The 25,764-nt window shown below is 67.3% G+C and carries 21 protein-coding genes; 9 read left to right on the plus strand and 12 right to left on the minus strand.

Translation table 11 applies throughout. The annotated features are described in order from the left end of the window. Positions 1 to 1,008, plus strand: coding sequence for a S1/P1 Nuclease (locus tag IPM49_02635; protein ID MBK9273422.1), 1,008 nt, complete (start codon positions 1 to 3; stop codon positions 1,006 to 1,008). Between the two features lie 4 nt (positions 1,009 to 1,012). On the opposite strand, the gene IPM49_02640 is transcribed toward IPM49_02635, so the two are convergent. The 5 genes from IPM49_02640 to IPM49_02660 all read right to left on the minus strand — a co-directional run bounded on the left by IPM49_02640 (position 1,013) and on the right by IPM49_02660 (position 7,182). After that, entirely contained in the window at positions 1,013 to 1,411 is a 399-nt protein-coding gene (locus IPM49_02640; protein MBK9273423.1) for a hypothetical protein, read from the minus strand. Between the two features lie 106 nt (positions 1,412 to 1,517). Further along, on the minus strand, positions 1,518 to 3,326 hold the full coding sequence (locus IPM49_02645) for a M28 family peptidase (protein ID MBK9273424.1): 1,809 nt from the start codon (positions 3,324 to 3,326) through the stop codon (positions 1,518 to 1,520). Positions 3,327 to 3,374: 48 nt separating this feature from the next. Further along, a complete protein-coding gene (locus IPM49_02650; protein MBK9273425.1) occupies positions 3,375 to 5,771 on the minus strand; it encodes a hypothetical protein in 2,397 nt (798 codons plus the stop codon). 139 nt (positions 5,772 to 5,910) lie between these two features. Then, positions 5,911 to 6,525, minus strand: a complete 615-nt coding sequence (locus tag IPM49_02655; GenBank protein ID MBK9273426.1) for an autotransporter outer membrane beta-barrel domain-containing protein — start codon at positions 6,523 to 6,525, stop codon at positions 5,911 to 5,913. Between the two features lie 51 nt (positions 6,526 to 6,576). Then, positions 6,577 to 7,182: a heme-binding protein gene (locus tag IPM49_02660; GenBank protein MBK9273427.1), complete on the minus strand. Its 606-nt coding sequence runs from the start codon at positions 7,180 to 7,182 to the stop codon at positions 6,577 to 6,579. Between the two features lie 53 nt (positions 7,183 to 7,235). Here IPM49_02660 and IPM49_02665 point away from each other — a divergent pair, with 53 nt between their 5' ends. The 3 genes from IPM49_02665 to IPM49_02675 are packed head-to-tail and all read left to right on the plus strand — an operon-like array spanning position 7,236 to position 11,001. Further along, positions 7,236 to 8,468, plus strand: a complete 1,233-nt coding sequence (locus IPM49_02665; GenBank protein ID MBK9273428.1) for an NAD(P)/FAD-dependent oxidoreductase — start codon at positions 7,236 to 7,238, stop codon at positions 8,466 to 8,468. 29 nt (positions 8,469 to 8,497) lie between these two features. Continuing rightward, on the plus strand, positions 8,498 to 9,748 hold the full coding sequence (locus tag IPM49_02670; protein ID MBK9273429.1) for a tetratricopeptide repeat protein: 1,251 nt from the start codon (positions 8,498 to 8,500) through the stop codon (positions 9,746 to 9,748). Between the two features lie 35 nt (positions 9,749 to 9,783). After that, entirely contained in the window at positions 9,784 to 11,001 is a 1,218-nt protein-coding gene (locus IPM49_02675) for a carboxylesterase family protein (GenBank protein ID MBK9273430.1), read from the plus strand. 93 nt (positions 11,002 to 11,094) lie between these two features. On the opposite strand, the gene IPM49_02680 is transcribed toward IPM49_02675, so the two are convergent. From IPM49_02680 to IPM49_02690, 3 genes are all read right to left on the minus strand, one after another. Next, positions 11,095 to 11,610 (minus strand): hypothetical protein, encoded by a 516-nt coding sequence (locus IPM49_02680; GenBank protein ID MBK9273431.1) that lies wholly within the window; start codon positions 11,608 to 11,610, stop codon positions 11,095 to 11,097. Between the two features lie 1,143 nt (positions 11,611 to 12,753). Continuing rightward, positions 12,754 to 12,999: a hypothetical protein gene (locus tag IPM49_02685; protein ID MBK9273432.1), complete on the minus strand. Its 246-nt coding sequence runs from the start codon at positions 12,997 to 12,999 to the stop codon at positions 12,754 to 12,756. A gap of 15 nt (positions 13,000 to 13,014) precedes the next feature. Further along, positions 13,015 to 14,838, minus strand: a complete 1,824-nt coding sequence (locus tag IPM49_02690) for an RHS repeat-associated core domain-containing protein (protein MBK9273433.1) — start codon at positions 14,836 to 14,838, stop codon at positions 13,015 to 13,017. 259 nt (positions 14,839 to 15,097) lie between these two features. Between IPM49_02690 and IPM49_02695 the strand changes: the two genes are divergently transcribed. Both IPM49_02695 and IPM49_02700 read left to right on the plus strand, forming a co-directional pair. Continuing rightward, complete coding sequence (locus IPM49_02695; protein MBK9273434.1) at positions 15,098 to 15,535, plus strand: hypothetical protein; 438 nt, start codon at positions 15,098 to 15,100, stop codon at positions 15,533 to 15,535. 30 nt (positions 15,536 to 15,565) lie between these two features. Further along, on the plus strand, positions 15,566 to 17,101 hold the full coding sequence (locus IPM49_02700) for a DUF853 family protein (GenBank protein ID MBK9273435.1): 1,536 nt from the start codon (positions 15,566 to 15,568) through the stop codon (positions 17,099 to 17,101). Positions 17,102 to 17,159: 58 nt separating this feature from the next. Here the strand turns inward: IPM49_02700 and IPM49_02705 are convergent, their stop codons facing one another. Together IPM49_02705 and IPM49_02710 are read right to left on the minus strand one after the other, a co-directional pair. Continuing rightward, entirely contained in the window at positions 17,160 to 17,837 is a 678-nt protein-coding gene (locus IPM49_02705; GenBank protein ID MBK9273436.1) for a zinc metallopeptidase, read from the minus strand. 105 nt (positions 17,838 to 17,942) lie between these two features. Then, complete coding sequence (locus tag IPM49_02710) at positions 17,943 to 18,506, minus strand: hypothetical protein (GenBank protein MBK9273437.1); 564 nt, start codon at positions 18,504 to 18,506, stop codon at positions 17,943 to 17,945. A 109-nt stretch (positions 18,507 to 18,615) separates the two neighbouring features. Between IPM49_02710 and IPM49_02715 the strand changes: the two genes are divergently transcribed. The 3 genes from IPM49_02715 (at position 18,616) to IPM49_02725 (ending at position 21,771) form a co-directional block, all read left to right on the plus strand. Beyond that, the gene (locus IPM49_02715; GenBank protein MBK9273438.1) at positions 18,616 to 19,653 is read left to right on the plus strand and encodes an SRPBCC family protein; all 1,038 of its coding nucleotides are present in this window, start codon (positions 18,616 to 18,618) and stop codon (positions 19,651 to 19,653) included. Positions 19,654 to 19,777: 124 nt separating this feature from the next. Then, on the plus strand, positions 19,778 to 20,830 hold the full coding sequence (locus tag IPM49_02720; GenBank protein MBK9273439.1) for a hypothetical protein: 1,053 nt from the start codon (positions 19,778 to 19,780) through the stop codon (positions 20,828 to 20,830). 98 nt (positions 20,831 to 20,928) lie between these two features. Beyond that, positions 20,929 to 21,771 carry an FkbM family methyltransferase gene (locus IPM49_02725; protein ID MBK9273440.1) on the plus strand — a complete coding sequence of 281 codons (843 nt, stop codon included), beginning with the start codon at positions 20,929 to 20,931 and terminating at the stop codon, positions 21,769 to 21,771. Positions 21,772 to 21,834: 63 nt separating this feature from the next. Here IPM49_02725 and IPM49_02730 read toward each other — a convergent pair whose 3' ends face one another. Together IPM49_02730 and gyrA are read right to left on the minus strand one after the other, a co-directional pair. Next, positions 21,835 to 23,010, minus strand: a complete 1,176-nt coding sequence (locus IPM49_02730; protein MBK9273441.1) for a tetratricopeptide repeat protein — start codon at positions 23,008 to 23,010, stop codon at positions 21,835 to 21,837. A 24-nt stretch (positions 23,011 to 23,034) separates the two neighbouring features. Next, positions 23,035 to 25,590 carry a DNA gyrase subunit A gene (gene gyrA / locus IPM49_02735; protein MBK9273442.1) on the minus strand — a complete coding sequence of 852 codons (2,556 nt, stop codon included), beginning with the start codon at positions 25,588 to 25,590 and terminating at the stop codon, positions 23,035 to 23,037. Positions 25,591 to 25,764 lie beyond the last annotated feature (174 nt).

Consider the following 25,764-nt stretch of genomic DNA (forward strand, 5'->3'; position numbering starts at 1 on the left):
ATGCCCGGCAGCCGTTCCATCCTCCCCTTGGTGCTGGTGGCCACGCTGCTGGCCTGGCCCGTGCTGCTCGCCGAGGAGGCCGGCTCCTGGGGCTTCTACGGCCACAAGCGCATCAACCGCATGGCCTGCTTCACCCTACCGCCGGCCATGTTCCCCTTCTTCAAACGCCACATCGACTTCATCAGCGACCACGCGGTGGACCCCGACCGTCGCCGCTACGCCGACCCCGAGGAGGCGCCCCGCCACTACATCGACATCGACCACTACGCCCACGGCGGGCAGGATCCCTTCGCCGTGATGCCCGAGCGCTGGAACGACGCGGTGGCCAAGTTCACCGAGGACACCCTGAAGGCGTACGGCATCGTGCCCTGGCATGTGAACGTGATGTACGGACGGCTGGTGAACGCCTTTCAGCGCGGGGATGTGGACCGCATCCTGCGCTACGCGGCGGACCTCGGCCACTACGTGGGCGATGCGCATGTGCCGCTGCACACCACCGAGAACTACAACGGCCAGCTCACCGGTCAACACGGCATCCACGCCTTCTGGGAAAGCCGCATCCCCGAGCTCAGCGCCGAAGGCTACGACCACCTCGTGGGTCGTGCGCAATACCTGGACGCACCCTTGCGCACCGCATGGGACGCCGTGCGCGACAGCCACGCCGCGGTGGACAGCGTGCTGGCCATCGAGCGCAGCGTGGATGAGGCGTGGTCGGACGACCGGCAGTACATGATGGAGGAGCGCGGACGCACCGGCATGCGCACCTACAGCCGCGAATACACGGCCGCCTACGAGGCCGCCATGGAAGGCATGGTGGAGCGAAGGATGAACGCCAGCATCATCGTTCTGGGCAGCTTCTGGTACTCCGCCTGGGTGGACGCCGGCCAGCCCGACCTCGATCGCCTGGAACAGAAGGACGTCAGCGACAGCCTCAAGCGCGTGATCGCCGCCGAGGAGGAGCAGTTCCGCATCGCCCGGCAGGCCTTCGGCCGGGACCATCCCGAATAGGCTCCTAGTACCGCGGTGCCTGGAAAAGCGCCGCCACGCGATCGTCGCTTAGGGACACCAGGGTGAACACACCCAGTATCAGGCCCAGCGGCACGTTCAGGAGGTCGAAGGCGGCCACCACCATGCACGCGGTGCGGTTGGTGCGCTTGGCCAGCCAGCTGCCGCACAGCAGGTTCAGGATGCCCACGATCTCCACCAGCGCGAAGAGCACCCAGCCCAACGCACTGAGGAAGGTGCCGACCCAGGCGGGCACATCGCTGTTCGCCTGCCCGGCCAGCCAGTCGCTGCCCATGAAGCTGCCGACGAACACGAGCGCGAGCAGCGCCAGACCGGAGAAACACACGAAGGCACCATAGGCGTAGTGCAGGGCGGAAAGGGTGCGGAGCCGGGCATGGGGGTCCATGGACGTGGAGGTTGTGGACGTGAAGGTGATCGTACGGTTCGGACCTGCTCGCGCACTTCGGATGAACGGGACGCGATCCGCATGAGCGGAGGTCGTGCGTGACGGATCAGCGGGTGACGACGAATCGTTCGGTGGCCACCACGCGCCCATCGATGACCAGGGAAGCGGTGTGCACCCCCGCCGCGCCGGCGTGATGGTAGTGCACATCGGTGCGCCCCGGCGCGAGCCGCAGCGGCCTGCGGCCCAGGGAGCGCCCGTCCGCGGTACGGAACAGCAGGTAGGCCTCCGCGCGCGGTGCAAGGCCGGGTGGCGCGTTCACGGTGAAGAGGGCCTCCTTCGTGAAGGGGTCCGGTGTGGGCGGGCTCAACCAGGTCCACGACGCGGCCGCATCGGCCTCCGGCACCCCGATGCCCCAGCAGGAAAGGCCGTAGGGCAGGTCGTCCACAGGCTGCGGTGGCGTGTCCGCATCGTTGCCCTTCACCTGTTCGCGGGAGAAGGGGCTCATCACCCCGCTGCTGTCCACCACGGCCGCACTGATGGCGTACCCCAGCCCCGCCGTCAGCCCCGGCACCAGGAAGCTGGTGTCGGCCGTGCGGTACACCGCGTCGAAGTCGGGACCACTGTTGGTGCGTCGCACGCCGACGCGGTAGGCCATGTGACCGGGGGCGGGCGTGAAGCTCACCCGGAGGCCGGTGGGCTCGTCGTGCACCACGAACTGCGGCTCGGCAGGACCGAGCGCCATCAGGGCGGCCGCCATGCCATTGATCAGCGTGTTGCGCTGCAGGTAGTTGAAGTCCACGAAGAAGCTGTCCACCGCCAGGTCGCCGTCGGTGTCCAGGCCCAGCACGTCATCGCTGGTGTGCTGGTGATCGGTGTACCACGCACTGTCCACCTCGGCGCTTCCGTGCTCGTTGGCGCTGGTGAAGCGCACGTTGCGGTAGCCCTGGGCCCGGAAGGGGATGTGGTCGCCGCCGCGGCCGTCGCGGTCCTCGCGGTCCATCACTTCCACCGCCATGGGCACGGCCATCTGGTCCTGCAGCTTTTCCTGGTACATCAGCCGCACGGTGCGGGCGAAGGTGCGGTGCGGGGCGGCCACGGTGCCGGCCGCGAAGAGCCGCACCCGCAGGCTGTCCACCGAGCCGGGTGGCGCACAGGACGGAGCGCTGGAGGTCTGCCCGCAGAGCACACCGCCCACGATGTCGTTGTTCTGTACGGCCTTGATGGCGATGCCTTCCTGCGCGCACCACTGGGCCATGGCCTCCGCGCCCACCAGGCCCTGCTCCTCGCCGGTGGTGAGCATGAACACGAGCGTGTGCCGGAAGGTATAGCGGCTCATCACGCGGGCCAGCTCAAGCACCAGGGCCGAGCCGCTGCCGTTGTCCTCCATCCCCGGCGCCGGACAGTCCACGTCACAGTCGCCCGCGCACCGGCTGTCCAGGTGGGCTTCGATCAGCACCAGCTGGTGGTCGCTCGTGTCGCTACCGGGAAGCACGGCCAGCACGTTGCGCCAGCCGAACGCATCGCCGCACGAGCCGTTGGGCCAGTCGAACTGGAGGTAGCCGGTCAGCAGCCGCCCCTCGTTCGCCTGGGCGGAGCGGGCGAAGTGAGACAGGGCCCAGCGCCGTGCGGCACCGATGCCGTGCACATCGCTGATCGTATCGCTGTACGAGTGCCGTGTGTGGAAGCTCTCCAGGACCTCCAGAGAGGCGCGCAAGGAGTCGGCCTCCAGCGCATGCCGCATCTCGCAGAGCATGGTGCCATGGTCCGTGATGGGCGAGGACGAGGCATACAGGGCCGGATCGTACTGGCCGCGGAGCACCTGCTCCACGAGGACATCGGTCACCTGGATGTTGGTCACCGGCTGGGCCGCGGCGGGCAGGACGGCGAGAAGGAGAGGGGCGAGGGAGGAACGCATGGGCGGGATGTGCCGAAAAGGTACACCCCGCCCGGTCATGCGTGCTCCTCAGCGCCCGCGTGAACGGCTGCCGCCACCACCGGAGGGCGCCCGACCGCCACCTCCTCCGCCGGACCGCGAGGGGCTTGGAGCGGAAGGCCGGGCCGATCCACCGGGGCGCGCCGGACTGTAGTTCCGCTGCGGCGCGCTGGGCCGGGTCGTGGGCGCGCTGCGCTGGGGCGGCGCCACATCACGCCGCGGGATCGAGGGCTGCGTGCGGTATTGCTGATAGGTGCGGTCCCGCTCCACCGCACGCTGGCGGTCCTGCTGGATCCGGTACGGGTCCTGCGCATCGGGCCGTGCCTGGGGCCTCGCCTCGGGTGCGGGTCGTGTGCCCGGCGCGGGCTGCGGGGCAGGCCGGGTCTCCGGCTGGGTGGCAGGTCGTGCACGATCGGCAGCGCCGGATGGAGCAGGACGCGGAGCGGGCACCTTCTCCCAGGTGTTGCCGGTGTATCGCTCGGCCGTGCCGTTGCTGCGGCGGTACACGTTGCCGGCCGCATCGGTGAAGTGGTCCGGCGCAGGTTGCTTGCTCACGTTCTGCGTCGGTGTCGCGCGGGTCACCTGGCTGGCCGTCACACCCGGTCGCTGCCGCGAGGCGTACAGGCTGTTCGCGGGCGCGGCCGTGCCGGGCGTGCTGCGCGAGGCGCTCAGCGTGCCGCGATGGCCGTAGTAGCTGTTCACCGTGCCGTGGCAGCAGGGCGGCACGTACTGGCAGGGACCCCACCAGCCCCAGCCACCGGTGCCCCAACCACCCCAGCCCCAGCCGCCCCAGCCCCAGTTCCAGCCACCCCAGCCCCAGCCCCAACCGGGGCCGTACCAGTTGTAGCCCCAGCCGCCGCCGAAGCCCCAGCCGCCCCACGGGTCGTAGAACATGCCGAAGCCCCAGGTGAAGGGACGCGGTCGCCAGAAGCGCGGCCATGGGGCGTAGTAGAACCCCGTGCCGTACACGACCACGCCGCCCTGCACGTACGCGCCCATGTAGCCCGGGGTGTAGCCCATGTACACCCAGTCCGGTGTGTGGTCGTAGATGTACACGTAGCGCAGGTTGTAGGCCTCGCTGCTGGGCGGGATGTCGTTCACCGCGTCAGGCACTGCGGTGCTCACCATCCACGGTCCGTCCGGCGTTGCGCTCTCGAACCAGATGCCGTTGTCGCAGGCGTGATAGCGTCCATTGATCCGCAGCACGCTGGTGCTGGCGTTGCGCGCAAGCTCGACCGATGTGCCCGGTATGAGCTCGAACTCCGGCGCACCGGCGTAGGTCACCGTGAGGCTCGCGCTGCGCCGGTCCACCTTGGCGGTCTGCGGGATGCGGGTATCGCGCACGGCCTCGCGGGCAGCAGGTGTGCCCGCCACATGCGCCAGCACCGCGTCCTTCTTGCTTCCTTCCGGGATCGCCTGGAAATCGCGGGGCAGGTCCGCGGAGGGGACGAAGCTCCACGCCCCGCTGCGCAGGTCGCTCGTGCGGTACCAACGGCCGCTCAACAGCGCGTAGTGCTGCTGTGTGGCGATCTCCAGGAACAGATTGCGGTCGGTGTTCATCACGGCCAGCAGGCCGGTGTTCTCCACGGGCTCGTACTGCGGCGGGCCATCCAGGTCCAGCAGCTCGGCCGGTGTGGTGCGCATCACGATCACCGGCACCTGGCCGTCGGCGCCGGCCGTGGAGGTGAGGGCCGCGCTGTCACCGGCCTTCGCCGCCAGTTCGCGCAGCACCTGCGGCACATCGCGCTGCACGCCCCAAGGGCCTTCCAGCGCCGTGCTGCGGTACCACAGGCCCGACCCGTACAGGTAGTGCTGGCCGTTGTGCCGCAGCACCAGGAAGGGCGTGTTGGACACGCGCTCCACCCGGGCGCTTTTGGCCGACCGGTACACCGGATCGTCGGTGTCGGGCACATCGTCCAGCGTTTCATAGCGCGGCGCCCCGTCGATGAAGAGCAGCGCGCTCGGCGATTCGGTGTAGATGATCTCGGGCGCATCGTTGTTCAGCCCGTCCTCGCGGGAGCGCTCATCCTCCAGGGCGGCCACCAGCAGGTCCATGCTCAGCTGGGGCGTGCGCTTGGGGATCTCGGCGCTCAGGGTGGTGCGCAGGCGCAGCAGCTCGCCCTCGTCGGTGATGCCGGGGAAGCGGGCGTCGGTGACGCTGAAGGCCATCAGACGGCCCATGCGGTTGCCGCGGTCCATCTCCAGCATGCCATCGCCCCACACCGCACCGAACACCGCCGCCTTGTCGGCGGGGCGCTTCACGGCCACGGCCATGCGCGCGGCGAAGTGGTTGCCCGAAAGGCGCTCGGGCTGCGGGGCGAACACCTGATATTCGGTGCCTTCCGCCGTGAAGCGGAGCGGCCATTCCTCCTGTGCGATCAGCGGGGCGGCGGCCATCAGGCCGGCGATCCCCAGGGAACGGAGCATGTTCATCACTAGCTGGACCATTGGACGGGTCCTCCGAAGGAATGTCAAATACCCTGCCGGAACGATGCGCCAGGTCATGGAACGAAGAACCCCGCGCCAACAGGAGGCGCAGGGTTCTTCGTTCAACGCTTGGCGTCGCTCAGTCGTTCTTGTCGTCGTCGCCGAAGTTCAGGCCCACCGTCAACCCGTAGGTGAGGTAGCGCGAGCCGATGTCCTTCACGCGGATGTTGTCGCTGAACACCCGGCTCAGGCCGAAGCTCACGCTGGGCTCCAGGGTGAAGAGCCCCATGTCGAAGCCCAGGCCCGCATCCACGTTGAAGGAACCGCTGTTGAAGTCGCCCTTGTTCCAGCCGATATCGTCGTCGCGGTCATCCACGCTCAGGAGCACATCGTAGGTGGGGCCGGCGAAGAAGCGCAGGTCGAACTGGTAGCTGTCCACGATGCGGTAGCCACCGAGCAGCTTGAAGCGCAGGTTGGTGCGGATGATGTCGCCCTCGGCCACCACCGAGTCGTTCAGGCTGGTCTTGACGGCCGTGACGTTGCGGCCGAAGAACACGCCGGGCTGCACGTAGGCGCGGTTGCCGATGCGGAAGTCGGTGCCGACCTGCCAGCCGACCGTGCCGCGGAACTCCACGTTCGGGTCGTCGTCGGTGAGGTGTTGATAGGTGAGGCCCAGCTGCGGGTTCACTTGGAACTGGGCGGTGGCCGCGCCGGCCAGGGGCACGAGGGCGGCGATGAGCAGGAGCTTTTTCATGGCGTTGGCTGTTGCCGCCGCCGCCTTTTCAAGCCGCGTGCCAAAGGCCGGTCATCCCTGGCCGTCAGCGCGTTCCACGGCGATGCCCACCTCGTTGCGGCGCCCCAGCAGCTGCCACGGCGGATCATAGCCCATCACCACCGGGCGCCCCACCATCCGCCAGGGCGAACCCGCCAATGCGCGATGCAGCCGCTCCAGCTCCGCCGCGATCTGTGCATCCGTGGCGCGTCCGCCGAAGCGCACGCAGGCCATCCGCACCGAAGGGCGCTCCACCACCAGCACCGTGGGGTCGTCCGGCACGGGCAGATCATGGTCCGTGCGACCGCCCGGCATGCCGAAGAACACCGTGTAGCCGCCATCGCCCTGCTCCAGGGTCACCGGGGCCGTCATGGCGATGCGCTCCTCCAGGTCGTTACCGCCGAAGATGTAGCGCGCCAGCCGTCGGAAGCCCATCGTGCCGGCCTCGCCGAGGCGGGCGTTCCGGGTGCTATGCCCCGCGGCCCAATGCGCCGGGTAGGAGCGTACCTCCGCATCGCGCAGGCGTTCCACGACCTGGTAGGGCACCTGCTCCACCCGGCGCACGGCCCACAGGCTCACGAGCTGCGCCACCAGGAAGAGCACGATCGTCGCGGCCGTGATGAACAGCGTCCACTTCATGGCAGGGGAACACCACAACGGTGCGCAACGTTCGCCCGGCCGAACTTCGCGGCATGGCCAGGGCGGAGGATCGGACCGTGGTGGTGATCGGCGGCGGCGCGGCCGGCCACATGGCCGCCATCGCCGCATCCTCCCAGGGGGCGCGCGTGCTGGTGCTCGAGGGCAGTGACAAGCTGCTGGCCAAGGTGCGCATCAGCGGAGGCGGTCGCTGCAACGTGACGCACGCCTGCGTGGAACCGGCGCGGTTGGCGCGGCATTACCCGCGCGGAGGACCGTTCGTGCGCAAGGTGTTCGAGGCCTTCGGCCAGCCGGACACGGTGGCCTGGTTCGCCGCCCATGGCGTGCGGCTGCATACCGAGGGCGACGGACGCATGTTCCCCAGCACCAATGATTCGCGCACCGTGATCGATGCCCTGACCGAGGCCGCCCGACGTGCCGGTGTGGTCACCCGCCTGCAGCATCCGGTGCGCGCCCTTGAGCCTGCGGGCGACGGATGGCGGGTCAGCGGTCCCTTCGGCAGCGTGGACGCTTCGGCCGTGGTGGTGGCCACCGGAGGAAGCCCCAAGGCCGAGGGCCTGGCCTGGCTTCAGCACCTGGGGCACCGCATCGTGCCGCCCGTGCCTTCGCTCTTCACCTTCAACATCCCCGACCCGGCTCTGCGCGCCTTGATGGGCGTCTCCGCCGACCCCGTGCGGGTCCGCCTCGCGGGCCTGGGCCTGGAGGCCACCGGGCCGGTGCTCATCACCCATTGGGGCCTCAGCGGTCCGGCGGTGCTTCGCCTCAGCGCGTTCGGTGCGCGGGTGCTGCACGAGCGCGGGTACCGCTACACGGTGCTCGTGGACTGGACGGGAGGCGTGGGGGAGGCCGCCGTGGTGAAGACCCTCGAGCACGCCATCGCCGACCATCCGCGCAAGCGCGTGGCCAACACGCCGTTGTTCGGGCTGGCCACCCGCCTGTGGACGTCCCTGTGCCTGGCCGCGGAACTGCCGGAGGCCAAGCCCTGGGACGAGCTGGGGCGCCGCGGCCGCGACAAGCTCATGGCCGTGCTCACCAACCAGATCTTTCCGGCCCAAGGCAAGACCACCTTCAAGGAGGAGTTCGTCACCGCCGGCGGCATCGACCTGGCCCAGGTGGACCCGCGCACCCTGGAAAGCCGCGTGGCGCCGGGGCTCTTCTTCGCCGGCGAAGTGCTCGACATCGACGGCATCACCGGCGGCTTTAACTTTCAATCGGCGTGGAGCACGGGGCACGTCGCCGGTGTGCATGCCGCGCACCGGGCCCGTTGAACCGATCCAGCACGCCACACGTTCACTCCATGATGAGGACGCACCGCACGGCAGCCATCGTGACCAGCATCGCCCTGGCCTTCACCACTGTGGTGAACGCGCAGAGCACCTACCGCATGGACGCCGCGCAGCTGCTGCAGCAGGGCGACATCGAGCTGCGCCTGGGCAACAGCGAGCGGGCGCTGCAGCACTACACCAACGCCATCCAGACCGACCCGGGCTATGGCGATGCGTACATGAAGCGGGCGAGCCTCTACCAGCGGCTGGGCATGTACACCGGGGCCTTGCAGGATATGGACAGGGCGCTGGAGCTGAACCCGTACTCGGAGCACATCCTGGACCGGCGGGCGCGGCTGAAGGTGCTGATGACGGACTACAAGGGAGCGGAGGAGGACCGCGACCGGGCGGTGTCCCTGGCGCCGTACGACTCGTTGATGTTGGAGCACCGGGCCGATGAACAGCTGCTGATGCAGGAACCGCTGAAGGCCATCCGCAGCCTGTCCGTGATGCTGGGGCGCACCCCGAACGACCCCTGGCTGCACCTCAAGAAAGCACTGGCCCACCTGCAGGCCGAACAACCGGTGCAGGCGCTGGATGAAGCGGCCGTGGCCCTCACGCTGGACAGCACGCTGGCCATCGCGCACGACCTGCGGGGGCTGGCCTATGAGCGTCTGGGCCGCACCGAGGAGGCCTTCGCGGCTTACGACCATGCGGTGCGCCTGGACCCGGGCTTCGCCATGGCCTGGTTCAACCGGGGCCGCGCCCACCGCGCCGCAGGTCGCGCCGAGGCCGCCAAGGCCGACCTGGACACCGCGCTCGTTTTGGCCTCGGATCTGCCCCAGCTGTGGTTCGAGCGCGCCCTCGCCCGCAAGGAACTGGGCGACATGGAAGGCGCCTTGCAGGACCAGAGCCGCGTGATCGGCCTGTCCCCCGGCACCATGGAGGCCCTGTTCAACCGCAGCTTCGCCCGCAAGCAGCTCGGCGACCACGTGGGTGCGTTGTATGACGCGGAGCGCGCCATCGCCCTGCGGCCCGACGACCCCGACGCGTGGGACCTCAAGGGCAGCATCCACCTGCTGCTGGGCGAGCACAGCGAGGCCATCGCCCACTACGACCGCGCCATCCAGCTCGACCCCGAAGCCGCGCAGCCGCATTACAACAAGGGCATCGCCCTGGTGATGGCCTACCAGATCTACGAGGGCTGTCGGGAACTGCAGCGCAGCCAGGAGCTCGGCGCGGCCAAGGCGGCCGAGGCCATCCGCTATTTCTGCAACTACTGAGCGGTCCGTCTATCTTGAGCGGCCAAACCCCGCTCATGCGCCTCACCGTACTCCTGTTCTCCGCCATCCTGCCGGCCGCGCTGGCCGCCCAGAACGAATGCGGCACCGGCCGCTACAGCGACCCGGCCCTGTTCGACAGCCTCATCGTCACCACCGCCGTTCCCTTCGGCGCCAACACCGGCGTGGGGGGCACGCTGCAGACGCTCTACATGGACGTCTACGAGCCCGCCGGCGACACCCTGGCTGAGCGGCCGGTGGTGCTGGTGGCCTTCGGCGGAAGCTTCGTGGCCGGTTCTCGGGCCGACGTGGCGGAGCTCTGCGAAGCCTTCGCGCACCGCGGCTACGTGGCCGTGGCGCCGGACTACCGCGTGGGCTTCTTCTTCCCCAACGCCACCACCACCCAGCAGGCCGTGATGCGCGGCGCCCACGACATGCGCGCCTGCGTGCGCCACCTGCGCAAGACCGTCGCCGAGGACGGCAACCCCTACGGCATCGATGTGGACCGCATCATCGTGGGCGGCGTCTCCGCCGGGGCCATCGCCGCCATCCACGCCACCTACCTGGACCAGCCGGCCGAACTGCCTGCGGTGCTGGTGCCCGACTCGGCCGCGCTCGGTGGCATCGAAGGCAACTCGGGCACGCCCAACTACTCCAGCGAGGTGCTGGCCTGCTACAGCTACAGCGGCGCCATCGGCGACACCAGCTGGATCGTGCCCGGCGACCAGCCCCTGGTCAGCGTGCATGAATCGGGCGATGCCATCGTGCCGTGCTACACCCAGGAGGTCAGCGTCTTTGGCATCCCCACGGGCCTCATCGCCAGCGGCAGCGCGCACATCCACCAGCACGCCGAGGCCATCGGCCTGGAGCATTGCTTCCTGTTGTACCCGGGCACCGGCCACGTGGGCTACTTCAACTCCGACCCCCAGGGGTCCGAGGCCATCGTGGTCGACTTCCTCTCCAACGTGGTGTGCGGCCTTCCGGCGGCGTGCGGCCTGCAGGCGGCCTCGGTGCCCGAAACAACGACCGCCGCACCGCTGGTCGTCTTCCCCAACCCGAGCACTGGCCGCATCACGGTCTCCCTCGCCCGTCCCACCACACTGGACCTGTTCGACGCCACCGGCCGCCTGGTGCTCAGCACCACCGAACCCGCTGGCGACCGCACGCTCGATCTCGACGTGAGGCCGGGCACCTACCTGCTGTGCGATCGCGAGCTGCCGGGCCGCTTCACCCGCATCCTGGTCCACGAACGCTGAGGGTGGCCGCAACGCCGAAGGCCTCCCGCTCGCGGCAGGAAGCTTACGGCTTGAAGCTTGAAGCTTGCGGCTTGAGGCTTGCGGCTTGCATCCTTACCGCGTCGCCGCGCTCGCCCCATCCACCATCGCGGCCCGGCTGGCCCAGCCGTGGGCTTCCAGCATGGCCTCCGGTTCGGTGACACCGTAGCAGCGCTCGGCCAGGGCCCGGCCCGTCGCGTCGAACCGCAGCCACACCCCATGCTTGCGGCCGTCCACGTAAGTCCCCGTGCTCTCCAGGCGACCGTTGGGGTGGTGGTACGCGAAGGCGCCGTGGGCCACACGAAGATCCGCGTCCCGGTAGGTGCCCGTCATGCGCAGGCTGCCCGCAGGGCCGGTGATGCGCACGCTGTATCCGCCATCGGCCGGGGTGACCACCCGCAGAAGCTCGCCGGTCGGGGAGGGGTGGAACGAGGCGTCCACACGCTCATAGCGTACCTGCGCCTCCACCTGGCTCGTGCGGCCGCTGGCGCGCAGCAGCGCCATCCGTTCCACATCGGCGGGCACCGTGCTCAGTTGGGCGTGGGCGAAGGAGGACAGCAGGAAGGCGAGGGGGAGGAGGCTGCGGGTCATGGGGGTCGTTGTTGGTGAGGCAAAACTGCCCCCCGCCACCCCCAGGCGGTTGCCGCCCTGAGCAGGTGGAGGACGTGATCGAGCAGGTGGCGGAAGTGCGGGCTGTTCCCCACGGTCGCCCTCGCTCGGCTCAGCCCGGGGGAAGGCCGTGCGCGCCGAGTGAGGGGATCCATAGGGCCTCCGACCCGCCTTCCACCCGGATGTTCTCGCTCGGCTCAGCTTGCGGGCAGGCGGTGCGTGCCGAGTGAGGGGATCCATAGGGCCTCCGGCCCGTCTTCCACCCGGTCGCCCTCGCTCGGCTCAGCCCGGGGGAAGGCCGTGCGTGCCGAGTGAGGGGATCCATAGGGCCTCCGGCCCTCCTTCCACCCGGTTGTTCTCGCTCGGCTCAGCCCGTGGGAAGGCTGTGCGTGCCGAGTGAGGGCCTTCGTAGGGCCTCCGGGCCCGCCTTCCGCCGAAATGCTCTCGCTCGGCTCAGCTTGAGGGCAGGCGGGGCGCCCGTCCCAGCCCCCCCGTCCCATCTTCGGCACGCCTGGGGTGCATGGATGAGTGGGATCGTGCGGGGCAGTGAAATGCCGCGAGATGGCCTTGCCGGCGACAGCGACGCGCATCGGCCCTCATGTCCCGCAGCAACGGGCTTCTCCTCGTCAGGCACGCCGCGCACTCGCCGGGCCAACGCGGGTGATCACTCACTTCCATCCTGCTCCTCGACCCAAAGGGGATGCTCAACCGTCATTTCCCCACGAACACCCCCCTGTCCCATCTTCGGCACGCCAGGGGTGCATGGATGAGTGGGATCGTGCGGGGCAGCCCGCCGTTCTGCTCGCTCACGCTGAAGTCGGCCGGGTCGTGGAGGGAGGAGCTGCGGGGGATGATGTGGGTGCTTCTTTGGCCGCCTGTCGGGCTCTCCGCTGTGGCCGTCTGGCTGCGGGCCGCGGCGCATCGCCCTGCGGGGGCTCCCGGTGGTCGCCTCCTCGTGGCGTGCGCCGCTGGCCCTGCGCTGCGCCGGGCCGCCGCTGCGATCCCGGGCGGGGTATCCGTCGCGGGGTGGACCACTGTCCCATCTTCGGCACGCCTGGGGTGCAGGGGGGAATGGGATTGTGCGGCGCACGAGCGAAGGACGCTCGCGCGAGTCAGGGGGAGAAGTCAATCAAACTCAGCAAGCACATCAGGGTGGTCCACCTTCCACCAGTCCTCAGTATCACTTGTTGGCTTCAGTTCATCATAAATGCCAACGAGTCCTAGAAGTTCAATCGGATTATCAGCACAGAAGACGAAGCCTGAGTACTCGGCATACCACAACTCCTTGTCTGCTTCATGTCGTATGTAAAAGCCACGCTTCCGAAGAATCACCAGACATGTGTTGTAGACATTTATGTAACTGCTGAGCATGTCTCTAAGTGATTATCAGTCCATCAATCGGTATGAATTCGGGGCAATGCTTCCATCAAACAAAACCTCCGATGCTTGCCCAACTTTCATTCCCTGTTTCGGCAGATGCTTGACAGCCTGCATGACGTTGCCGTGAGGAATGAATCTCGCCCCACCAGCTACGGCTTTGTTCACGTTGATTGCGACTACCCCGTTGCCACTATTGAATCTGGCAGTACCCGCAAGAGTTTCGGATGCCGAAATGTGACCAGTTGGCTTGCCTCTGACGTGATCTAGAACAGAGCCTCCGGTTCCTTTCGGAACAAGAGATTTTCCTGCATCAACTGCGGCGCGATCCGTGGTACTGAGAGCCCGATAGACAACTTGTTCAGTTGCAGAAACCGTTGAACCCTCAGTAGCTACGGAAAGCTTCGACCCTCCCGCTAGTTTGCCAAGGGCACCGCCAACCGCCAGGGACCCGGCTGCGTTGGTGTATGTATGCGGATTCGAGAAGGTCGTTGCAAGGTCTTCTCGCTTTTGCGCACCTGAAGTATTGACCGTCCAGTCATAAGCGCCAGTTGCAGCGGACGCGAACCCCTTGCCTACCTTCTCATACCCTGCTCCCTCGTTGAACGCATTGTAGGGCGGCAGGATATTGACCACGAGTTCGGACAGATCCACCAGTGTGTTCCAAGCAGCACCCGCCGTGTTGATCGCTGCCGTGGCGTGTATCCACTGCGGGTTAGTGTACTCCAAGGGAGCGACCTTCCCGGCTGAAAAATCAGCTTCCAACCCATCGAGATCGGTTGCTTGGATCGGAGTATTGCTAGCAAACTGATAGGGCGTGAGTTCTGGATACTGTGCTGCGATTGGGTCCACGCTGGGGAAGCGACCAATGCGCGGGTCGTACATTCTCATGCCATAGTCCTGGATCGCTCCTGGTTCATCGAAGAACTCGTTGTCGTTCTCCTTGCCATTGAACCCGAACCGGTACGCCAACGCATGCCGCTCATCGAGCAAGCTCCCGAAGGGATCATAATCCGCGTAGGACAGCACATCTGCCTTGAAGCTGGTGGGTACCAGGACCGGCGTGTTGATGTCGAGGCTGAAGTCGCTGAGCTTGCGGTCGCCCACCACGGCGCGCACGTTGCCCAGGTGGTCGGTGAGCTCGTAGCGGCGGCGGCCCAGGTGGCGGGTGCTGGTGCTGCGGTCCGGGCCGATGAGCACCGGTTGCAGGGCCAGGGCGGGCTGGATGCCGGGCAGGGCATGGGTGGTCTGCGTGGGGCTGGCATCGTCCGGCTGGGCGATGCGGCGCAGGCCGGTGGTGGTGGTGCACAGCATGTGGGTGCCGCCCTGCTGGGCGTTGCGCCGCACATCGGTCACGTGCCAGGCCATTGGGGCGATGGCGCCGCCGGCCAGGGGCAGGCGGTAGAGGCGCTGGGTGGTGGGGTAGCTCAACCCGCTCACGGTGAAGTAAAGGTAGTCCGCCGCCGGGCTGAAGTCCAAGCCGGTGATGCGGCCCGTGGGGCCGGTGACCGTGAGGGGCGCCCCGCTGAGGGCCAGGCGACCGGGGTCCAGCGACACCACGCGCAGCTCGTTGCCGCCCCACTGCAGCAGGCCCATGCCGGTGCCGGTGGTGCGGGCGTAGGCCAGGCGCTGTCCATCGGGGCTGGGCTGCAGGCGCCCCTTGAGGATGGCGGGGGTGGCCGTCACGGTCTCCAGGGTGTGCCAGTCGGGGGTGTTGTTGTCGGCATGGAAGGCGGCCACCGACAGGGCGCGCAGCTGGGCCTGGGTGCCGCTGTGGCCCAGCAAAAAGAGGGTGGTGGGGCCGTAGCCGCTGCGGTCGTCCACCACGGCCATGCCGCGCTGGTAGGTGAGGGGGCCGCCGCCGTCCAGGGGATGTTGGCTTTCACCACCTCGCCCTGCGAGCCGTGGCCCGTGCTGGAGAGGTCGATGAGGTGCGCGTAGGGCTTGCCGTCCTGGGCGATGGTGAACAGGTAGTGGAGGTGCGGTTCACCGGGCACCTGGGCGCTCAAGGTGGCCCCGTTCCACAGGGCGCCCACCAGCTGGCCGCCCGAGGGTCGTCGCCGACCGCGGCCGCAGCCCCTACCTTGTCCCCATGCTCGACCAACTCCTCTCCACCCTGCAGGGCCAGGTGGGCCCGCAGCTGGTGAACCAGCTCGGCCTCAACGAGGGCCAGGCGCAGGGCTCCATCGCCGCGGCCGGCGACAGCGTGAAACAGGTGCTCGGCGGCGCGGACGGCTTCGGGATGGACGACGTGCTGAACCTGTTCAGCAGCGCCCAGAACACCGCCGGCGCAAACGGCCTCCTGGACCAGATCGGCAGTGTCTTCAACCAGAAGCTCACCGGCCAGGTGGGGCTTAACGGCCAGCAGGCCGGCGGCGTGATGGCCTTGGTGCTGCCGCTGCTCACCCAATTGCTCAGCGACAAGATCGGCGGCAACGCCGGCAACCTGCAGGGGCTGCTGGGCGAACTGGGCAAGGGCGGCGACCTGGCCGGCATGGCCAAGGGCCTGCTGGGCGGCCTGTTCAAGTAAGGGGCGCAGCGCGCCTGTACTTTCGTCGCCATGCGAACGACCGAGGAGTTCACCCAGGCGATGCAGGCGGGCTACGCCGTGCAGGGCGGTTCCATCGTGCTGGGCGCCCCGCTGTACCAGGGCACCTGCGTGGCGGCCGCGCCGGTGCGCATCCCCCTGCGCACCCTCAACCGGCACGGCCTCATCGCCGGGGCCACGGGCACCGGCAAGACGAAAAGCCTGCAGACGCTGGCCGAGCAGCTGAGCCTGCACGGCGTTCCCAGCCTGCTGATGGACATCAAGGGCGACCTGAGCGGCATCGCGGCGCCGGGCACGCCGAACCCGAAGATCGACGAGCGCCACACCCGCCTGGGGCTGCCCTACGAGCCCGCCGCCCTGCCGGTGGAGCTGCTGAGCCTGAGCGATGAGAAGGGCGCGCGCCTCCGCGCCACGGTGAGCGAGTTCGGTCCCGTGCTGCTGGGCCGCATCCTGGAGCTCAACGACACCCAGCAGAGCGTGCTGGCCCTGGTGTTCAAGTATTGCGACGACAACGGCCTGCCGCTGCTGGACCTGAAGGACCTGCGGCGCGTGCTGCAGTTCACCACGCAGGAGGGCAAGGCCGAGGTGCAGAAGCAGTACGGCGCCGTGAGCCCGGCCACGGTGAACACCATCCTGCGCAAGCTGATCGAGATCGAGCAGCAGGGCGCCGAACGCTTCTTCGGGGAGCGCAGCTTCGACGTGAACGACCTGCTGACGCAGCGCGATGGCAAGGGCGTGGTGCACATCGTGCGCCTCACCGACATCCAGGACAAGCCGCGGCTCTTCAGCACCTTCATGCTGTGCCTGCTGGCGGAGGTGTACGCCACCTTCCCCGAGGTGGGCGACCCGGAGAAACCGAAGCTCTGCCTCTTCATCGACGAGGCCCACCTGATCTTCGACACGGCCACCCGGCCGCTGCTGGAGCAGATCGGCACCATCATCAAGCTGATCCGCTCCAAGGGGGTGGGGGTCTTCTTCTGCACGCAAACGCCCACCGATGTGCCGGACGAGGTGCTGGGCCAGCTGGGGCTGAAGGTGCAGCACGCGCTGCGCGCCTTCACCGCCAAGGACCGCACGGCGATAAAGCGCACGGCCGAGAACTACCCGCTCACCGACTTCTACGACACGGAGACGTTGCTGACCTCGCTCGGCATCGGCGAGGCGCTGGTGACGGCCCTGAGCGAGAAGGGCACGCCGACCCCGCTGGCGCACACGCTGATGCGCGCGCCGGCCACCCGCATGGATGTGCTGTCACCGGTGGAAGTGGACGGGCTGGTGGCGCGCAGCGCGCTGGCGGCCAGGTACAACGAGGTGATCGACCGCGACAGCGCTTTCGAGCTGCTGGAGAAACGGCTGAAGGCGGAGGACGACGGCGGGGGAGAGGCGCGCAAAAAGGCCGACCCCGCGCCGAAGCCCGCCAAGCCGGAGCGGTCCATCGTGGAGGACCTGAGCCGCAACACCATGGTGCGGCAGGTGGGCAATACGCTGGTGCGCGAGCTCACCCGCGGGCTGCTGGGGGTGCTGGGCGTGCGCTCGCGTCGCCGCTGAGCCGGAAAACGAAAGGCCACCGCCGAAGCAGTGGCCCTTCCCGCACGGGTGAGGGGGATCAGTTCCGGCGGTTCATGAAGATGGACACGTAGTAGAGCAGCGTGGCCAGCGAGCCGATGGCGGCCACCACGTAGGTGCGGGCGGCCCACTTCAGGGCGTCGGCGCTCATGGCGTACTCGCCGGCGGTGACGATGCCGTTGCGCTTGATCCAGGCCAGGGCCCGGTTGCTGGCGTCGTACTCCACCGGCAGGGTGATGAAGGCGAACAGGGTGGTCATGGCGAACAGGATGATGCCGATGAGCAGCAGCTGCGGGAAGCTGTTGATCAGCAGGATGCCGCCCAGGATCACCCACTGCATGAAGCTGCTGGCCACCTGCACCACGGGCACCAGCTTGCTGCGCATGGTGAGCCACTGGTAGGCGGTGGCGTGCTGCACGGCGTGCCCGCACTCGTGGGCGGCCACGGCCGCAGCGGCGGCGTTGCGGGCATGGTACACGGCCTCGCTGAGGTTCACCGTGCGGTTGGCCGGGTTGTAATGGTCGGTGAGCTGGCCGGGCACGCTCACCACCTTCACGTTGGTGATGCCGTGGTCGTGCAGCATTTGCTGGGCGATCTCCGCCCCGCTCATGCCATTGGCCAGCGGGGTGGCGCTGTACTTCTGGAATCGGCTCTTCAGCTGGTGGCTCACCAGCATGCTCACGAGCATCACCACGATGCCGATGAGGTAGGCTCCCATCATGGGTCGTTCAGGTTTTGGTGCGGACCCTGCAATTCCGGTTCCGTTCAAGGAACAGCGCGGAGTACGGGTCGGTTCGGCAGGTCGGTCGGCAAAGATGGCAGGTCACTCGCCCTCGGCTTCGGCCGCCTTGATCTGCTGATCGAGGATCTCGTCCATCACCTTCAGCTCCTGCTCGCTCACCTTGGCGTTGGTGCGGGCCTGCTTCTTCATGAAGCGCCACATGGCCGCCTTGCGGATCTCGTAGGCCACGTACACCGTGTAGTCCTGGGTCTCGGGGGTGTGGTAGGTCTCCTCACCGATCTTGCGCAGGTCGGCCAGTTCGGTGTTCATCACCTCGCGCACCAGGGTCTGGAACTTGTCGGCCACGTCCGCGGCGCCGGCGTTCTCGGTCTGGCCCAAGTACTGGTCGGTCACCGCCCGCATGTTGGTGCCCACCTGGGCCGCCAGCTGGTTCTTGGCGTCGAGGTCGGCCTTGCTGCGGGCGATGTTCTGCTTGGCGCTCACGCCCTGGCCCGTGCCGCGGAAGAAGCGGTTGTTGCTCTCGTAGGCGCTGCCGCTGAAGGGCTGCTTCACCTTGTTGCCCGCAGGCGAGGTGTTCTTGCTGCAGGCGGAGAGCAGGGCGACGGCGGCCAGGAGGAGGAAGGGGAGGCGGAACGCGTGGAGCATGGGATGGGGTGTGGGCCCGGCAAAGAAAAGAGCGTGCCAACCGTCCGACCCACGGCCAATGCCATTTCGGGGCAAGGCGCATCTTTGACCTCCCAAACCCAACGTGGCCATGAGAGCCCTCAAGACCATCCTCATCATCCTGCTGGCCCTGGCGGGCCTGTTCGTGATCCTGGGCCTCATGGGCCCCAAGACCTTCCGCGTGGAGCGCAGCGCGGTGATCGCCGCCCCGGCCGAGGTGGTCTTCAACCGGGTGGGCAAGCTCGCCGAGATGAAGAACTGGGGGCCCTGGCAGGAGATGGACAAGGACCAGGTGCAGACCATCGAAGGCACGGACGGTACGGTGGGCGCCGTGTGGAAGTGGGAAGGCGACACCGTGGGCAAGGGCATGCAGGAGATCGTGGCCATCGAGGCCAACAAGAGCGTGCGCACCAAGCTCACCTTCCTGGAGCCGATGGAGGCCGTGAACGAGGGCACCTACGACCTGGAGGCGATGGGCGACAGCACCCGCATCACCTGGGGCCTGCAGGGCGAGAACGGCTTCGTGGGCCGAGTGATGGGCGTGTTCATGGACATGGACAAGATGCTGGGGCCCGACTTCGAGAAAGGCCTGTCCAACCTCAAGGGCCTGGCCGAGGCGGACGCCAAGGCCATCGCCGAGCAGAAGGCCAGGATGGTCGACGGCTTCGAGGTGAACATCGTGGACCGTCCGGCGATGTGGTACGTCGGCGAGCGCAAGCGCGTGAAATGGAGCAACATGGAGGCCTTCTTCGGCAGCACCTTCGGCAAGGCCATGGGCATCATGCAGGGTGCGGGCGTGGAACCGGCCGGCGCGCCAAGCGGGTTGTTCTACGAGTGGAACGAGGCCAAGCAGGAGGCGGACATGCTGGCGGGCATCCCCGTTTCGGCCAGCACCAAGGACAAGCTGAAGGGCATGACCCTCGTGGAGGTCCCGGCCGGCAAGGCCTACACCATCGACCACTACGGGCCCTACGCCAACACGGAGAAGGCCCACATGGCCATCGACAGGAAGATCAAGGCCGACGGCGCCACGATGAGCGATGTGGTGCTCGAGGAGTACATCACCGACCCCGGCACGGAACCCGACACGGCCAAGTGGCTCACCCGGGTGGTGTATCCCATCAAGTAGGACCGCTCAAGCGGGTCCGACGCAAGCCCCGGGGTCCGGCTCCGGGGCTTGTTCGTTCCCGGCTGTTCGGAACTCGGGGGCCGCAGGACGCTGACCGGCGGGTGCCTCGAACGACCTTGGTGCCGTGAAGCTGGACATCCGGCCGTATCGCCTGCGGTTCAAGCGCCCCTTCGGCACAGCGCATGGACTGCGGGACGGCACCGACAGCGTGCTGATCCGCCTGAGCGACGGTGGCCCTTGCGGGTACGGCGAGGCCACCACGCCACCGTACGTCAGCGAGGACCAAGCCAGCATCATCGGACTCTTTCGAAGCGTTGATGTTCAGGTCATTGACGCATCCGACCTGAAGTCGCTTGCAAGGTCCATTGACCAGGTGCTGGACAGCCGAACGCATCCAGCCGCGCGCGCAGGCCTTCACATGGCCTTCATGGACCTGATCCTAAGGAGAAAAGGTATCCATGCTTCACCTCGTGGTCCGATCGGACCCCATGCGCCGGGCAAGGCGATCTATACGTTGGGGACCAGTGCCTTGGACGAGCTGGACGAGAAATTGAACGAAGCGAACGACGCACCTGTACTGAAGGTCAAGCTGAACGGAACGCCTGACGACCCCAAGGTGCTGCGCTGGCTCGCCCAACGGTCCAAGCGGCCCTTGTTGTTGGACGCGAACCAGGGATTGACCGCGGTGGAACAGGCCTTGGGTCTTGTGGAGGCGGCCGGCGGGCCGGACCGGGTGGTGGGCCTCGAACAACCGTTCCACAAGGATGACCTGGACCGGCATGCCGACCTGTGCCGACAGACCGCGGTACCGGTCATCGCGGACGAGTCTGTGCAGGGTCCGGAGGACCTGGAGGCGCGCGGATGGGCGTTCACCGGGGTGAACGTGAAGTTGATGAAGTGCGGCGGGCTCGACCATGCGGAACGCATGATCGCCTGCGCGCGTGAACGGAGCATGCTGGTGATGCTCGGGAGCATGAGCGAAAGCAGCCTGGGCTGTGCGGCGATGGCGTCGCTTGGCGGACTGGCCGACCTGTGCGACCTGGACGGTCCTTGGTTGATCGCCAACGACCCGTTCCGGGGCTTCGGCCTGGTGAGCGGTGCCTACAGAAGCCTGGGGCCGACCGGCTTGGGCGTGGAACCGATCGAAGGCCTGTTCGACACCCAGATTGGCACATAATTTATATTATGTTAAGTTGTAGATTTCTGATGCTCAGGCCCGTAGCCCGCTGATCGTGATCCCCGCCCACCCGACCGGCTGGACTACCTTCGCCGGCCATGTGGCGCGCTCCGCTCCGCTCCATCACCCGCCAGCTCACCCGGCTTCCCGTCCGGGGCCGTCATCGCCTGGCCGACCTGGTCGGCGAATGGACGAACACCGGTGATCCGGTCGAACTGCTCCTGAACGGCGTCCGGCTTTCGCTGGACCTCGGCATCCGGCAGCACCGCATGATGTACTTCGGCCTTTACGAGGTCAACATCATGAACTACCTCTCCCGCACCCTGCGTCCGGGCATGATCGTGTTCGACCCGGGTGCCAACATGGGCTATTTCGCGGCGCATTGCCTGGGCCTGGTGGGCGCTGCGGGCCATGTGCACTCCTTCGAGCCCTCGCGCACGGCCAATGCCCAGATCCGCCGCATGAACGACCTCGGCGCCTTCCGCACGTGGTCGTTGTGGGACCTGGCGCTCACCGACCACACCGGCACGCACACCTTTTACGACACCCCCCGGGTGATGGTGCGGGGCTTTGCCTGCCTGGAGGGCACCTTTGACCCCACGGACAAGATCCCGTATCCGGTGCAGGTGACCACGGTGGACGCGTTCTGCGGCGAGCAGGGCGTCGAACGCATCGACTTCCTGAAGCTGGACATCGAGGGTTCGGAGCTGCCGGCCCTGCGGGGCGCCCAACGGATGCTGGCCGAAGGGCGCATCACCCGTATCATGGTGGAGACCACCCTGCTGGACCGGTCGCGGGCCGAGGTGCAGGCGATCGACGACCTGCTGCGCGCGGCGGGCTTCCGCTCCTTCCGGGCGCGGATGGACGGGCGCACCGAAGCGGTGGACGTGATGGCCCACCGGGACCTGCGCGAGGACATCCTCTGGCTGCGCGAACGCTGACCGCCGGAAGCGCAGAGAGCCCCGGCCATGACCGGAGCTCTCACCCTTAACGCGCCAACGGCCTTATTGTCCGAGCTTCGCCTTCATGGCGGCATACTTGGCCTGGTCGTCGGTCTTGGCATACAGCTTCATCAGCTGTTGGATCGTCTGCACGTCGTCCGGACGGAGCTCGTGCGCCTTTTCGAAGTACGGTACGGCCTTCACGAAGACCCCATCGCAGGCGGTCTTGGCCTTCTCGTAGGCGGCGTTGTCCTTGATGCCGTTGGCCTTGCTGTAGCAGGTGGCCGCGCGGTTGTTGTACAGCACACCGATGTTGAAATAGGCGTCGAAGAACTTGGGGTCGCGCTCCAGGCTCTTTTTGTAGTTCTCCTCGGCCAGGTCCGTCCACTTGGCCACATCGGCCTCGGCAGGCGCGGGGCCTTCCTTGGGGTTGGCCTTGGCATCGTACAGGCTGCCCAGGATGCTGTAGAGCACGGCGTTCTCCGGGTCGGCGGCGATGGCCTCGTTCACGCTCTTCTCGGCCTCCTCGGTACGGCCGGCCTCCAGCTGGTAGCTCATCTCGTCCAGGATCAGGTCCTTGTTGCCCACATGCTTGGTGCGCCCCTGGCGCACGGTGGCGATCGCACCGTCCACATCGCCGGCCTTCTTCTGCAGGTTGGCCTTGTAGCGGTAGATCTCCGGCTTGTCGTAGCCCAGGCTGAGGCACTCCCCGTAGCGCTGGATGGCCATGGCGGCGTCACCCTTGGTCTCGTAAGCCAGGGCGCTGTTGAAGATGGCGTTGGTGTCCACCGCGCCGAAGGCCTTGGCGATGCGCTCGCTGTTGCCGTAGAGGGCGATGGCCTTGTCGTACTCCTTGGCGCTGAAGGCATCGTTGCCTTTGTTGAGCGACGCGGCCTGCAGGGCGAGCAGGTTCTGCTGGATCTCGTTCTTGTAGCTCCCCTTGGTGTCCAGCTCCTGCGCCTTGATGTAGCTGTCGATGGCGCGCTGCATGGCCTCGGGGAACTGGGCCTTGAGGGTCTCGTCCTGCCCCAGGGCGATCAGGCGGTAGATGTCGCCCCGGTAGCGCCAGGTCTTGTCCTTGCCCATGGTGGCCTCGTTGGTGACGGCGGGCTCGATGAACTCGGCCGCCTTGGCCAGATCGCCGTCCTGGAGGTAGTTGTAGGCGTTCACCACGTTGCTGTTCTGGGCGTGGAGGCCCAGGGTGCCGGCGGCGAACAGGAGGATGAGGGTACGCTTCATGAGGGGGTCGGTCGTGTCTTCGGTTCAGGCTTCGGGGGCCGGGGTATCAACTTCGGTGCCATTCGCAGCGCCGTCCGCACCCTCGCCGTTCAGGTCCTCGTCCTCGTGCAGGTCGCTGTCCACCTTGGCCACAGCGGCGATACGGTCGTTGGCGCGCAGTTCGATCAGGCGCACGCCCTGGGTGGCCCGGCCCAGCTGGCGCAGCTCGTTCACCCGGGTGCGGATGGTGATGCCGCTGCGGTTGATGATCATCAGATGATCCTCCTCGGTGACGTCCTTGATGGCCACCACTTTTCCGGTCTTCTCGGTCACCTGCAGGGTCTTCACCCCTTTGCCGCCGCGGTTGGTGATGCGGTACTCGTACTCCCCTTCCTTGTCCATCAGGGGGGTGCGTTTGCCGTAGCCGTTCTCGCTCACCACCAGCACCTGGCGGGTGCCGGTCTCGGCCTTGTCGATGGTGATCATGCCCACCACCTCGTCGCCGTCCTCCAGCAGCATGCCCCGCACCCCGCTGGCCCCGCGGCCCATGGGGCGCACCCGGTTCTCCTCGAAGTGGTTGGCCTTGCCCTCGCGGCTGGCCATGATGATGTGGCAGTTGCCGTTGGTGAGGCGGGCCTCCAGCAGCTCGTCGCCCTCGCGGATGCCCACGGCGATGATGCCGTTGGCGCGGGGACGGCTGTAGGCCTCCAGCGTGGTCTTCTTGATGACCCCGTTCTTGGTGCACAGCACCACGAAGTGGTTGTTCAGGTAGTCCTCGCTCTTGAGGTCCTTCACATTGATGTAGGCCAGCACCTTGTCATCGGCCTCGATCTGGATGAGGTTCTGGATGGCGCGGCCCTTGCTCTGGCGCGTGCCTTCGGGGATGTCGAACACCCGCATCCAGTAGCAGCGGCCCTTCTGGGTGAAGATGAGCAGGTAGTTGTGGTTGGTGGCCACGAACAGGTGCTCCAGGAAGTCCTCGTCGCGGGTGGTGCTGCCACGGCTGCCCACCCCACCCCGGCTCTGGGTGCGGAACTCGGCCAGGGGCGTGCGCTTGATGTAGCCCATGTGGCTGATGGTGACCACCACCGCATCGTCGGCGATGAGGTCCTCCATGTTGAGGTCGGCCCCGCTGGCCACGATCTCCGTGCGGCGCTTGTCGCCGTACTTCTCCTTCACCTCGCGCAGCTCGTCCTTGATGATGCCCATACGCAGCCCCTCGTCGGCCAGCACGGCCTTCAAGTGGGCGATGAGGGTCATGAGCTCGGCGTGTTCCTCGCGGATCTTGTCGCGCTCCAGTCCGGTGAGGCGCTGCAGGCGCATGTCGAGGATGGCGCGGGCCTGGATCTCGGTGAGGCCGAACTCCTTCATCAGGCCATCGCGGGCCTCGTCGGGTGTCTGGCTGGCGCGGATCAGGGCGATCACGGCATCCAGGTGGTCGAGGGCGATCAGCAGGCCCTCCAGGATGTGGGCGCGCTCCTCGGCCTTGCGCAGGTCGTACTTCGTGCGGCGCACCACCACGTCGTGGCGATGGTCCACGAAGCGCGCGATCATGTCCTTGAGGTTCAGGAGCATGGGCCGCCCGCCCACCAGCGCGATGTTGTTCACGCTGAAGCTGCTCTGCAGCGCGCTGTACTTGTACAGCTGGTTGAGCACCACGGTGCCCATGGCCTCGCGCTTCACCTCGTAGGCCAGGCGGATGCCGGTGCGGTCGCTGTAGTCGTTGACGTCGCTGAGGCCCTCGATCTTCTTGTCGTTCACCAGGTCGGCCACGCCCTTGTAGAGCTGCACGGCCTTGTTCGTCTGGTAGGGGATCTCCGTGCAGATGATGGTCTCGCGGCCGGTGCGCTGGTCCTCCTCGATGTGGCACTTGCCGCGGAGCACGATGCGGCCGCGACCGGTGTGGTAGGCCTCGCGGATGCCATCGGTGCCGTAGATCACCCCGCCGGTGGGGAAGTCCGGACCCTTGATGTGCTGCATCAGCCCATCGATGTCGATGTCGCGGTCGTCGATGTACGCGATGGTGGCATCGCAGACCTCGGTGAGGTTGTGCGGTGGCATGTTGGTGGCCATGCCCACGGCGATGCCGGCCGCCCCGTTCACGAGCAGCTGGGGGATGCGGGTGGGCATCACGCTGGGCTCCTCCAAGGTGTCGTCGAAGTTGGGCCGCATGTCCACCGTCTCCTTGTCCAGGTCGGCCAGCACCTCCTCGGCGATCTTCTTCAGGCGGGCCTCGGTGTAGCGCATGGCCGCCGGGCTGTCCCCATCGATGCTGCCGAAGTTGCCCTGACCATCGACCAGCGGGTAGCGCAGGCTCCAGTCCTGGGCCATGCGCACCATGGCGTCGTACACGCTGCCGTCGCCGTGCGGGTGGTACTTCCCGAGCACCTCCCCGACGATACGGGCGCTTTTCTTGTAGGGTCGGTTGCTGAGCACGCCCAGTTCCTGCATGCCGAAGAGCACGCGGCGGTGCACGGGCTTGAGGCCATCGCGCACATCAGGCAGTGCCCGGCTCACGATCACCGACATCGAGTAATCGATGTAGGCGGTCTTCATCTCGTTCTCGATGTTGATCGGGACGATCTTCTCTCCGTCGGTCATGGGCTGTCAATTCGTCATTGGCACGGTCCGTGATATCTGGGGTGCCGAAAAGGGAGCCCGAAAGTACTTCGTTGAGGGGTTCGAGGCCCCCGTATTTTTCCACAGACCGCACAGTTCCTTGTGGATAAAAGCACGATGGTCGGACCGGGAGGCACGAAGCCCGATTGGATAGCT

Source organism: Flavobacteriales bacterium (genome assembly GCA_016715895.1).
GTDB lineage: Bacteria > Bacteroidota > Bacteroidia > Flavobacteriales_F > PHOS-HE28 > PHOS-HE28.